Source organism: Neisseria dumasiana (assembly GCF_022870885.1).
Taxonomy (GTDB): domain Bacteria; phylum Pseudomonadota; class Gammaproteobacteria; order Burkholderiales; family Neisseriaceae; genus Neisseria; species Neisseria dumasiana.
In genome coordinates, this window is sequence record NZ_CP091509.1 from 2,011,173 (window position 1) to 2,023,622 (window position 12,450).

General features: G+C 53.4%; 10 protein-coding genes. 8 read left to right on the forward strand and 2 right to left on the reverse strand.

Annotated elements, in window-relative coordinates; genetic code table 11:
* Positions 1-18: 18 nt before the first annotated feature.
* The 8 genes from LVJ88_RS09430 (at position 19) to acnD (ending at position 10,987) form a co-directional block, all read left to right on the forward strand.
* The gene (locus LVJ88_RS09430) at positions 19-864 is read left to right on the forward strand and encodes a DUF817 domain-containing protein (RefSeq protein WP_085418877.1); all 846 of its coding nucleotides are present in this window, start codon (positions 19-21) and stop codon (positions 862-864) included.
* Positions 865-1,068: 204 nt separating this feature from the next.
* A complete protein-coding gene (locus LVJ88_RS09435; protein WP_085418878.1) occupies positions 1,069-3,246 on the forward strand; it encodes a malate synthase G in 2,178 nt (725 codons plus the stop codon).
* A gap of 371 nt (positions 3,247-3,617) precedes the next feature.
* On the forward strand, positions 3,618-4,499 hold the full coding sequence (prpB, locus tag LVJ88_RS09440; RefSeq protein ID WP_085417216.1) for a methylisocitrate lyase: 882 nt from the start codon (positions 3,618-3,620) through the stop codon (positions 4,497-4,499).
* Positions 4,500-4,582: 83 nt separating this feature from the next.
* Positions 4,583-5,179, forward strand: coding sequence for a DJ-1/PfpI family protein (locus LVJ88_RS09445; protein WP_085418879.1), 597 nt, complete (start codon positions 4,583-4,585; stop codon positions 5,177-5,179).
* Positions 5,180-5,306: 127 nt separating this feature from the next.
* Positions 5,307-6,461 carry a bifunctional 2-methylcitrate synthase/citrate synthase gene (gene prpC, locus LVJ88_RS09450; protein WP_054600235.1) on the forward strand — a complete coding sequence of 385 codons (1,155 nt, stop codon included), beginning with the start codon at positions 5,307-5,309 and terminating at the stop codon, positions 6,459-6,461.
* A 141-nt stretch (positions 6,462-6,602) separates the two neighbouring features.
* Positions 6,603-7,211, forward strand: a complete 609-nt coding sequence (locus LVJ88_RS09455) for an RICIN domain-containing protein (RefSeq protein WP_085418880.1) — start codon at positions 6,603-6,605, stop codon at positions 7,209-7,211.
* 142 nt (positions 7,212-7,353) lie between these two features.
* The gene (locus LVJ88_RS09460; RefSeq protein WP_085418881.1) at positions 7,354-8,235 is read left to right on the forward strand and encodes an EamA family transporter; all 882 of its coding nucleotides are present in this window, start codon (positions 7,354-7,356) and stop codon (positions 8,233-8,235) included.
* A gap of 145 nt (positions 8,236-8,380) precedes the next feature.
* Positions 8,381-10,987 carry a Fe/S-dependent 2-methylisocitrate dehydratase AcnD gene (acnD, locus tag LVJ88_RS09465; protein ID WP_085418882.1) on the forward strand — a complete coding sequence of 869 codons (2,607 nt, stop codon included), beginning with the start codon at positions 8,381-8,383 and terminating at the stop codon, positions 10,985-10,987.
* Between the two features lie 82 nt (positions 10,988-11,069).
* On the opposite strand, the gene LVJ88_RS09470 is transcribed toward acnD, so the two are convergent.
* Entirely contained in the window at positions 11,070-11,393 is a 324-nt protein-coding gene (locus LVJ88_RS09470; RefSeq protein ID WP_085418883.1) for a cupin domain-containing protein, read from the reverse strand.
* Between the two features lie 61 nt (positions 11,394-11,454).
* Positions 11,455-12,249, reverse strand: a complete 795-nt coding sequence (locus LVJ88_RS09475) for a Cof-type HAD-IIB family hydrolase (protein ID WP_085357024.1) — start codon at positions 12,247-12,249, stop codon at positions 11,455-11,457.
* Between the last annotated feature and the right edge of the window lie 201 nt (positions 12,250-12,450).

Genomic DNA, 12,450 nt, shown 5'->3' on the forward strand with positions numbered 1-12,450 from the left:
AACAATAAATTAACCATAATGTTGAGCAAACTTGATGATTGGCTGATCCGCCACCCTTACCGTGCAGATTTAAAAGGTTGGCGGCGGTTCGTAACGGAATTTTGGTTTTTCGGTTTGAAAGAAGCCCGTGCATGTTTGTTTGCAGGGCTGTTTTTTGTAGCGATGTTTGCCATTCCGCGCAGCGGCTGGCTGGGCATCAGCCGTTATGATTTGCTGCTGGTGTTCGCCTTAACGGTGCAGGCGGCGATGGTGTATTTCAAACTGGAAACGTGGGACGAAGTCAAATCCATCACCTTGTTTCACATCGTCGGATTCGCTTTGGAAGTGTTTAAAACCTCGGGCAGCATCCAATCATGGTCGTACCCCGACGACGGCTATACCAAGCTCTTCGGTGTGCCGCTGTTTGCCGGATTTATGTATGCCGCCGTGGGCAGCTACATCATTCAGGCTTGGCGGCTGCTGGATTTGAGAATCACCAGCCACCCGCCTTACTGGCTGGCAACGTTGGCAGCCTCGGCGATTTACATCAATTTCTTCACCCACCACTATATCGGCGACTACCGTTGGTATTTAGCGGCGTTTGTGTTGGGCTTGTATGCCCGCACCACCGTGTATTTCAAACCTTACGACACCTACCGCAAAATGCCTTTGCTGCTGTCGTTCGTATTAATCGGTTTCTTTATCTGGCTGGCGGAAAACATCGGCACGCTGGCGGGCGTTTGGCGTTATCCCAACCAAATCGGCGCCTGGTCGATGGTGCATGTAAGCAAATGGAGCTCTTGGGCATTGCTGGTGATTATGACCTTTACCATCGTAGCCAATTTAAAGCACATCAAACACACGATTGCCGTTTCTAAAGATTGATGCCGTCTGAAAAAGCATCTACCGAACCGGCTTTATGTAGTTCAATGAAACCGATTGTGAATAAAAAGCTTTTTCAGACGGCCTCTTGCCGAAAAAGACAGTTTCGGGCTATGGATTATTCCTGCGATTAGTGGTATTTTCGGTGTGGCTTTGCCGTTCAGCGCAACCAAAGCCCCATCAGAAAAATATCTCAGGAGAACCATCATGGCATACAACTACACCCAAGCCGCCGGTTTGCAGGTGGACAACCATCTCTATCAATTCATCGAAAACGAAGTATTGGCCAAACACCCCAACGTGAAATCCGCCGAATTCTGGCAAGGCTTCACCGAGCTGGTGCAAAAGTTCGCCCCGCGCAACCGCGCGCTGCTTGAAAAGCGCGACGCAATCCAAGCCAAAATCGACGCATGGCACAAGCAGAACGCCGGTGCGGTTAAAGATGAAGCCGCTTATCAGGCGTTTTTGAAAGAGCTGGGTTATTTGGTTGATGTGCCGTCTGAATTCAAAATCTCCACCGAAAACGTCGATCGCGAACTTTCCGAACAAGCCGGCCCGCAATTGGTGGTGCCGATCAACAACGCCCGCTATGCCCTGAACGCCGCCAACGCCCGCTGGGGCAGCCTGTATGATGCGCTTTACGGCACCGATGCCGTTGACCAAAGCGGCGACTTGGCACCCGGCAAAGGCTACAACCCCAAACGCGGCGATGCCGTAATTGCCTTCGCACGCGAATTTCTCGACAACAGCATTCCCCTTGCCAACGGCAGCCATAAAAACGTTACCGCCTACCAAGTGGCCGAAGGCCGTCTGAAAGCCAAATTGAAAGACGGCAGCGAAAGCGGCTTGGTTTCCCCCGAATTATTCGTCGGCTACAACGGCAGCGCCGAAGCCCCGACTTCCCTACTGTTCCTGCACAACGGCCTGCACATCGACATCTTGATTGATAAAAACAGCCCCATCGGCAGCCAAGACCCGGCAGGCGTGAAAGACATCATTTTAGAAGCCGCTCTCAGCACCATTATGGACTGCGAAGACTCCGTAGCCGCCGTCGACGGCGAAGACAAAGCATTGGTATATGCCAACTGGCTCGGTCTGATGACCGGCACGCTCACCGAAGAAGTGGAAAAAGGCGGTAAAACCTTCACCCGCAAACTCAATGCGGACCGCGAATACACCAAACCCGACGGCAGTGGCCAATTCAAACTGCCCGGCCGCTCGCTGCTGTTTATCCGCAACGTCGGCCACTTGATGACCACGCCCGCCGTGCTCGATTCAGACGGCAACGAAATCCCAGAAGGCATTCTCGACGGCGTGATGACCGCCTTAATCGCCCCGTTCGACCTCAACCGCAGCGAAAACAAAAACAGCCGCTCCGGTTCCGTGTATATCGTAAAACCGAAAATGCACGGCCCTGAAGAAGTTGCGTTTGCCAACGAACTGTTCGCCGCATTTGAAGACTTAACCAAACTGCCGCGTAACACCCTCAAAATGGGTATTATGGACGAAGAACGCCGCACTTCCGCCAACCTCGCCGCCTGTATCCAAGCCGCCAAAGACCGCGTCGTGTTCATCAACACCGGCTTCCTCGACCGCACCGGCGATGAAATGCACACCTCCATGCACGGCGGCGCGTTTATCCGCAAGGGCGACATGAAAGCCAGCAAGTGGATCAACGCTTACGAGCTGAACAACGTCCAAACCGGCCTGCAATGCGGCTTGCGCGGCAAAGCCCAAATCGGCAAAGGCATGTGGGCGATGCCCGATCTGATGGCAGAAATGCTCAAGCAGAAAATCGGCCACCCCAAATCAGGTGCTACCACCGCGTGGGTGCCGTCGCCCACCGCCGCCACCCTGCACGCCACGCACTATCATCAAGTGAACGTGTTTGACGTGCAGCAGGGTTTATTGGCGCAAGAGCCGAAAAACTACACCGACGACCTGCTCACCATTCCGTTCGCCGCCGAGCGCAACTGGTCTGCCGCCGACATCCAGCAAGAACTCGACAACAACTGCCAAGGCATTCTCGGCTATGTGGTGCGTTGGGTGGAACAAGGCGTAGGCTGCTCGAAAGTGCCCGACATCCACAACGTCGGCCTGATGGAAGACCGCGCCACCCTGCGTATCTCCAGCCAACACATCGCCAACTGGCTGCTGCACGGCGTAGTCAGCGAAGCGCAAGTGCGCGAAACGCTGGAGCGCATGGCCGGCGTAGTAGATAAACAGAACGAAGGCGATGCGGCATACACGCCGATGGTCGGCCGTTTCGACACCTCTCCCGCCTTCCTCGCCGCCTGCGACTTGGTGTTTAAAGGCACGGAACAGCCGAACGGCTACACCGAACCGCTGCTGCATCACTGGCGTCGTGTAGCAAAAGGTAATTAATTGTTTTTATATCAAATAAAATAAACTCAGGCCGTCTGAAAATATATTCAGACGGCCTTTTGTTTCTCAAACTGTGTTTTAATCGGATTTTTTAATTGTTGATTATGACGATAAAATCCGCAACAGCGATTATCGTTTTGATATATTTGATTGAAACCATGTTGATTTTACACTCTTTTTTATTCAAAAATAAATAAATCAAACATATATTATCAAATTACTGCTTACAGTTAGCCATACGCAGCAAAGGTTTATACTTCAGCCATCAATAATCTTGATGGCATCCATCAAAATTTACAGTTTTACAGTAATTTTAAAAATTACTACATTTGCCTACACAAGAAAAAAACATACAAAAGGAGCATCTAAAAATGAGTATCCACTCTGCCGGCCTGCGGTTCCGCGAGGCTGTTCAAGAATCCAATCCTTTGGCCGTTGTCGGCTGTATCAACGCTTATTTTGCCCGTCTTGCCACCCAAAGCGGCTTTAAAGCCATTTACCTTTCCGGCGGCGGTGTGGCGGCCTGCTCTTGCGGCATCCCCGACTTGGGCATTACCACGATGGAAGACGTGCTGATTGATGCACGGCGCATTACCGATAATGTCGATACCCCGTTGCTGGTCGATATCGATGTAGGCTGGGGCGGCGCATTCAATATCGCCCGTACCATCCGCAATTTCGAGCGTGCAGGCGTAGCCGCCGTGCATATCGAAGACCAAGTGGCACAAAAACGCTGCGGACACCGCCCGAACAAAGCCATTGTGCCGCAAAGCGAAATGGTAGACCGCATCAAAGCGGCGGTAGATGCCCGCGTAGACGAAAACTTCGTCATCATGGCGCGCACCGATGCTTTGGCCGTTGAAGGCTTGGATGCGGCGATTGAGCGTGCCCAAGCGTGCGTAGAGGCCGGCGCCGATATGATTTTCCCCGAAGCGATGACCGAACTGGGTATGTATAAAAAGTTTGCCGAAGCCGTGAAAGTGCCGGTGTTGGCCAACATTACCGAATTCGGTGCCACACCGCTTTATACGCAAAAAGAGCTGGCAGAAAACGGCGTGAAGCTGGTGCTGTATCCGCTTTCCACCTTCCGTGCCGCCAGCAAAGCCGCGCTGAATGTGTACGAAGCAATTATGCGCGACGGGACTCAAGCCAATGTGGTCGACACCATGCAAACCCGTGCCGAGCTTTATGAATATCTCAACTATCACGATTTCGAGCAGAAGCTGGATAAGCTGTTCAGCTCGAACAGTTAAAGCCTGAATGCGGTAACAGGCCGTCTGAAAATGCTCGTCTGAAAACGCCGCAGCAAAACCAACTGCCGGCAGAAAGGTTCGCCGTGGATATTTACTGCCTGTTGTTTGAAGATTACGAAACGCTCGATTTGATGGGGCCGGTTGAGTTTTTATACCGTATTCCCGAAGCGCGGCTGCATTATGTTTCTTTTAGCGGCGGTATGGTAAAGAGCAGGCAGGGCTTTCGGCTTGAAACCCGCCCGCTTTCTGAGCTTGAGCCTTGCAGCCTGCTGCTGGTGCCGGGCGGACAGGGAACGCGGCAGTTGGTTGGAAACAAACCGTTTCTAACCGCTTTAGCAGCATGGTCGGCGCAGGCGCAAACCTGTTTGGCGGTGTGTACCGGCTCTGCGCTGCTGGCGGCGGCGGGGTGTTTAAATGCTCTTCGCGCCACTTCCAATAAAAAGGCGTTTGAGTGGGTGAAAAGCGTATCGCCCGAAGTGGATTGGCAGCCTGTTGCCCGCTGGGTGAAAGACGGCAAGTTTTATACTTCTTCGGGCGTGTCGGCCGGCATGGACATGACTTTGGGCTTTATTGCCGATGCTTACGGCACCGCGCTTGCCGAAGAAACCGCCCTGCATACCGAATATGTGTGGCAGCGCAATCCGGAGGTAGACCTGTTTGCGGCACACTACGGTTACTGATTGTGCGGCAGGCATTTGCAACAAGTATTTATTTAAAAACGCAAGCCCTGTTTTCAGACGGCAGCAGGCTTGAGCGTGCATACAGGCCGTCTGAAAACAACATTTAATCTACACAGGAGAACCCCTAATGACTACCGAAAAAACACCGGCAGCCCCGAAACCCAAAAAATCCGTTGCCCTTTCAGGCGTACCCGCAGGCAACACCGCTTTATGTACCGTAGGCCGCAGCGGCAACGATTTGAGCTACCGCGGCTACGATATTCTCGATTTGGCCAAACACTGCGAATTTGAAGAAGTGGCACACCTGCTGATTCACGGCCATCTGCCCAACAAATTCGAGCTGTCTGCCTATAAGAAAAAACTCAAGTCCCTGCGCGGTTTGCCCATCCGCGTGATTCAAGTGCTGGAAAGCCTGCCCGCGCACACCCACCCGATGGATGTCTTGCGCACCGGCGTTTCTATGCTCGGCTGCGTACATCCCGAACGCGAAAGCCAACCGGCCAGCGAAGCACGCGATATTGCCGACAAACTGATCGCCAGCCTCGGCAGCATGCTGCTTTACTGGTATCAATATTCGCACAACGGCAAGCGCATTAAGGTTGAAAGCAAAGAAGACAGCATCGGCGGCCATTTCCTGCACATGCTGCACGGCAAGCGTCCTACCAAGTCGCAAATCAAAGCCATGCACATTTCGCTGATTCTGTATGCGGAGCATGAATTCAACGCTTCCACCTTCACTTCGCGCGTGATTGCCGGCACAGGCTCCGACATTTATTCCTGCATCACCGGTGCCATCGGCGCATTGAAAGGCCCGAAACACGGCGGTGCCAACGAAGTGGCTTACGACATTCAAAAACGCTACCGCAATGCCGATGAAGCCGAAGCCGACATCCGCGAGCGCATCGGCCGCAAAGAAATCGTTATCGGTTTCGGCCACCCCGTTTATACCGTGTCCGACCCGCGCAACGTCGTGATTAAAGAAGTGGCGCGCGAATTGAGCGAAGAAGCGGGTGATATGCGTTTGTTCGACGTTGCCGAGCGTTTGGAAACCCTGATGTGGAACGAGAAAAAAATGTTCCCGAACTTAGACTGGTTCTCTGCCGTTTCCTATCAAAAACTGGGCGTGCCCACCGCCATGTTCACGCCGCTGTTTGTGATTTCGCGCACCACCGGCTGGTCTGCCCATGTGCTCGAGCAACGTCAAGACGGCAAAATCATCCGCCCGAGCGCGAACTACACCGGCCCCGATGATTTGGCTTTCGTGCCGATGGAAGAACGCTAAACCGAATCAAGGTACGGCCGGCGCAAGCCTACCGTACCTTTTTTGATGGTTCAGACAGGCATAAGGCCGTCTGAAAAACTTTTCCCTAAAAACCCAATATAATGCCGGTACTGCTTGACAAACGAAAGAGTACGACACCGCATGAAAACGATTAAATTCAACAACTGTTTGAACACTTTAGCCGGCGTGACGGCCTGTATTGCCCTAGCCGCCTGCTCCGAAACCGGAAATGCCGCGCCCGGCCAGCCTGCCGCCGCTCCCGGACAAATCGGGCATTTACGGCTGGCCGACAATCTCGACCGCCCGCAAGACGGCTATTGTTTGGACATTTTGGGTTCGGGGCAGCATATCCGCTTCGATATGCCGATGACCGCACACAACTGCAAACCCGGCTTATATGAAGACGAAGCCGTGGTAATGGAAAAAGACGGCAAGATACATTTTCCCGCTTACGGCGTGTGTGCAACCGTGGCCGGCATCAACAATACCGTGCTGGCAGGTGCGGCGGTGATGCCGAGATTATGCGGCGAACGCAGCCCGTTTCTCGAATCGCAGCATTTGCAGCATTTCGTACACCGTTCAGACGGCCGCATCGAGCTGGCCGGATCGGGCTTGTGCCTGACCGTGGGCACGGAATCGGCCTCTACCTTTGATGCCACCCACCGTTGGCGCGCTTTGTTTATGCAGAAGTGTGAAAAAGCACCGCTGCCGTTGTCGAAATGGCGTTTCAGCGTGCCGAAAACGCATTAGCCGCGTGCCTGTATCGCTGCACGGCAAACCGAACCGCCGGCACAATATATATATGGGCATTGTTGTCGCAGCAGATGCGGTTTGCACTCCTCAAAGTGCCGCCGCAATGCCGGCTGACAACACGCCTTAAGAAAGGTTGTTCATGAACCTGAAAGATTATCTGCTGATATTGCTGGTGATTGGTATATGGGGCGTGAATTTCCTGTTTATGAAGTTTGCCCTCAACGAAATACCGCCGATGGTATTGGGTATGCTGCGTTTTTTCTGCGTGGTGTTTCCCGCAGTATTTTTACTCAAACGCCCGCCCGTGCCGTGGCATTTGTTGGCGGCCTACGGTTTAACCATCAGCTTCGGTCAATTCGCCCTGATGTTTACCGCTTTGGATTGGGGGCTGCCTACCGGTTTGGCGGCGTTAATGCTGCAAGTGCAGGTGTTTTTTACCGTGTTGATTGCCGGAATCGTGCTGCGCGAGCCGGTGCTGGCGCATCATTTGCTGGGCATGTTTACCGCCGCCGTCGGGCTGGTTTTTATCGGTATCGGCCATTATCAAGGCCAACTGCCGATTACGGCCATGCTGCCGGTGTTCGGTGCGGCAGCTTCTTGGGCATGCGGCAATATTATTGTGAAACGCATCGGCTCTGTGAACGCTTTGTCGCTGGTTGTGTGGGGCGGCATTCCGGCATTTTGCGCATTTACGCTGGCTTCGCTGATGCTGTACGGCACCGACGGTTTGGCACAACATATCTCCAACCTGACTTGGAAAGGCATCGTCGGCATTCTGTTTTTGGCTTATGTGGCGAGCTTGGTCGGCTATACCGGCTGGGGCGCGTTGCTGGCCAAGCATCCGGCCGGCAGGGTAACGCCATTTGCTTTATTGGTGCCGGTGATTGCTTTGCTGGCAGGCTATCTGGTTTTAAACGAACGCTTGGCAGCATGGCATTGGCTGGGCATTGTTGTGGTGATGGCCGGCCTGACGCTGCATATTTTCGGCGGCAAATGGCGCAGGGCAATGCCTGATATTTAATGATATATGGCCGTCTGAAAAAGCTTTCAGGCAGGCATACCAATATCGAATCAATCGGTTATCAATTATGATTATCGGCTTTCAGACGGCCTGATGCCGTCTGAAAAAACACACTAAAAGAAAAACATTGAAAAAGGACTTAACCATGAAAACCAACCAAATCTACCGCAAACCCCTACCCGATTCCGATTTGGAATACTACGATGCCCGCGCGGCGTGTGAAGATATCCAACCCGGCTCTTACGACACGCTGCCCTACACTTCGCGCATTTTGGCCGAAAACCTGGTTAACCGTGCCGACAAGGTGGACTTGCCCACGCTGCAAAGCTGGTTGCGCCAACTGATTGAGCGCAAGCAGGAAATCGACTTTCCGTGGTTCCCCGCGCGCGTAGTGTGCCACGATATTTTGGGGCAAACCGCGCTGGTGGATTTGGCCGGTTTGCGTGATGCGATTGCCGAAAAAGGCGGCGATCCTTCCAAAGTCAACCCCGTGGTGCAAACCCAGCTGATTGTCGACCACTCGCTTGCCGTGGAATGCGGCGGCTATGATCCCGATGCGTTCGCCAAAAACCGTGCCATCGAAGACCGCCGCAACGAAGACCGCTTCCACTTTATCAACTGGACGAAAACCGCTTTTGAAAATGTGGACGTTATCCCCGCTGGCAACGGCATCATGCACCAAATCAACTTGGAAAAAATGTCGCCCGTAATTCAGGTAAAAGACGGCGTGGCCTTCCCCGACACCTGCGTCGGCACCGACAGCCACACGCCGCATGTGGACGCACTGGGCGTGATTTCCGTAGGCGTGGGCGGATTGGAGGCCGAAACCGTGATGCTCGGCCGCGCTTCGATGATGCGCCTGCCCGATATTGTAGGCGTTAAACTCACCGGCAAACGCCAGCCCGGCATTACCGCCACCGATATCGTGTTGGCCTTAACCGAATTTTTGCGTAAAGAGCGCGTGGTCGGTGCATTTGTCGAATTCTTCGGCGAAGGGGCGGAAAGCCTTTCCATCGGCGACCGCGCAACCATTTCCAACATGACACCCGAGTACGGCGCAACAGCGGCCATGTTCGCTATCGACCAACAAACCATTGATTATTTGAAACTGACCGGCCGCGACGACGAACAGGTCAAACTGGTAGAAAACTATGCCAAAACCGCCGGCTTGTGGGCGGATGCGCTCAAAACAGCGGAATATCCGCGCGTATTAACCTTCGATCTTTCTACCGTTACCCGCAACATGGCCGGCCCGTCCAACCCGCACGCCCGCGTAGCCACCGCCGATTTGGCCAAAAAAGGCATTGCCGCACCCTACGAAGAGCCTTCAGACGGCCTGATGCCCGACGGTGCCGTGATTATCGCGGCGATTACGTCGTGTACCAACACCTCCAACCCGCGCAACGTCGTGGCCGCCGCCCTGCTGGCACGCAAAGCCAACGAATTGGGTTTAACCCGCAAACCGTGGGTGAAATCTTCGTTTGCACCCGGCTCCAAAGTGGCGGAAATCTATCTGAAAGAAGCAGGCTTGCTGCCCGAGCTGGAAAAACTCGGCTTTGGCATCGTAGCCTTTGCCTGCACCACCTGCAACGGCATGTCCGGCGCGCTCGATCCGAAAATCCAGCAGGAAATCATCGACCGCGATTTGTATGCCACTGCCGTATTGTCCGGTAACCGCAACTTCGACGGCCGTATCCACCCCTACGCCAAACAAGCCTTCCTCGCTTCGCCTCCGCTGGTGGTGGCCTACGCCATTGCAGGCAGCATCCGTTTCGACATTGAAAACGACGTATTGGGCGTTTCAGACGGCCGCGAAATCCGCCTGAAAGACATTTGGCCGACCGACGAGGAAATCGACGCCATCGTAGCCGAATATGTGAAACCGCAGCAGTTCCGCGACGTGTACATCCCCATGTTCGACACCGGAGCCGCCGAAAAAGCCGAAAGCCCGCTGTACGACTGGCGCCCCATGTCCACCTATATCCGCCGTCCGCCATACTGGGAAGGCGCGTTGGCAGGCGAGCGCACCTTAAAAGGCATGCGCCCGCTGGCGATTCTGCCCGACAACATCACCACCGACCACTTGTCGCCCTCCAACGCCATTCTGCCGACCAGCGCGGCAGGCGAATACCTCGCCAAAATGGGCCTGCCTGAAGAGGACTTCAACTCTTACGCCACCCACCGCGGCGACCACCTGACCGCCCAACGCGCCACCTTCGCCAACCCCAAGCTCTTCAACGAAATGGTAAAAAACGAAGACGGCACCACCAAACAAGGCTCGCTCGCCCGCGTAGAGCCCGAAGGCCAAGTGATGCGCATGTGGGAAGCGATTGAAACCTATATGAACCGCAAACAGCCGCTGATTATTGTAGCCGGCGCCGACTACGGCCAAGGCTCCAGCCGCGACTGGGCCGCCAAAGGCGTGCGCCTCGCCGGCGTGGAAGCCATTGTGGCCGAAGGCTTCGAGCGCATCCACCGCACCAACCTCATCGGTATGGGCGTACTGCCGTTGCAATTCAAAGAAGGTGTTAACCGCCACACCTTAGAATTGGACGGCACCGAAACCTACGATGTGATCGGTAAACGCGAACCGCGCTGCGACTTAACGCTGGTTATCCACCGTAAAAACGGCGAAACGGTTGAAGTGCCCGTAACCTGCCGTTTGGACACCGCAGAAGAAGTGCTGATCTACGAAGCCGGCGGCGTGCTGCAACGCTTCGCGCAAGACTTCTTAGAAGGTAACGCGGCTTGAGTGTTTGGGTAGTTTGAACGTTTAAGCTAGAAAAATTCAGACGGCCTCGAAAGGATTCGAGGCCGTCTGAATTTTTTATACTTCAATTGCAGTAAAACACCGCCAACCAAACGGTTGCTTTCTCTTGATCCGTCATCACTACCCTATGCCTGCAATGCACCGGAATATGTACATAATCCCCGGCTTTCAGGCTGATTTCTTTGCCGTTTTCAAAACCCAACACCGCGCTGCCCTGCAATAAAATCACCCATTCGGCTTCGGCTTGGTCGTACCAACCTTCTTCGGGCGAAGATTGTCCGTGGGAAACGATGCGCTCGATGCGGATATTCGGTGTGCGCAGGATGTCTTCAAAAATTTCGCTATCGCTACATTGGGGCAACGGGCGGAAAATATTGTGTTTCTGCATGGCGGCTTCCTGTTTTCAGACGGCCTCTAATGCCTATATAACAGAGATTGATGAGCAAGCCTTATTCAATCACGCCTAATGCTTTCAACCCGTTATACACACCGTCTTCCTCTACTGTCGGGCAAACATAGTCGGCAACGGCTTTTAAGTCCGGATGGCCGTTACCCATCGCAACGCCGAAACCCACGGCTTTCATCATTTCGATGTCGTTCAAACCGTCGCCGAATGCCATTACGTCTTTCATCTCAATGCCCAGCTTGGCAACAGCTTTGCCGATGCCGCGGGCTTTCGAGCCTCCTGCGTTCAAAATATCGACGGCTTGTTCGTGCCAGCGAACGGTTTTGTAGCCGTAGCCGGCGGCTATATCGGCCATTTCCTGTTCGCGGGCAGCATCATAAAATGCCAGCATTTGAAAAATTTCATGTTTGCGAAAAAAGAACGGATCAACTACCGGTGCGGCAAATATATGCTTCATGGTCTCTTCCACCACAGGAGTCAGAGCAGATACCGCTATGTTATCGTTGGCCACAAAAGCATAAGCAATGCCGTGCCGGTCAAAATATCGGCAAAGCTGCTCGACAATATCGGTATCCAGAGGACATTTATCGATAACTTCGCCACGGTAGCGTATAAACTGGCCATTAATGGTCAGCAATAAATCCATTCCGGCATCTTCGGCAAGCCGGCGAACCTTAGCCGGAATCGCAGCATAAGGGCGGCCTGTTGCAATAGCCGTTAAAATACCGCGTTTTTTCAATGCAATAACGGCTTCCCGCACGGAAACTCTAAGGGTATCGGTGTATTTACGGTATAGGGTGTCATCTATATCAAAAAATACGATTTTAGGCTGATTCATCATTATTTAAGCTTTCAATTGCTGTTACCACACTATAGTTTATTTGAATATCGGCATGCGCATTTTGGGAAACCGCTACGTTTCACTTCATTTCGGCAGTCCGATACAATCTCTAGTCAATCAACTCAATTTTAATACAAGGCAGCAAGCCGCAGACGGTACAGGTATTACGAAGCCGATTCTGTCGCCGCTTAAGCGGCT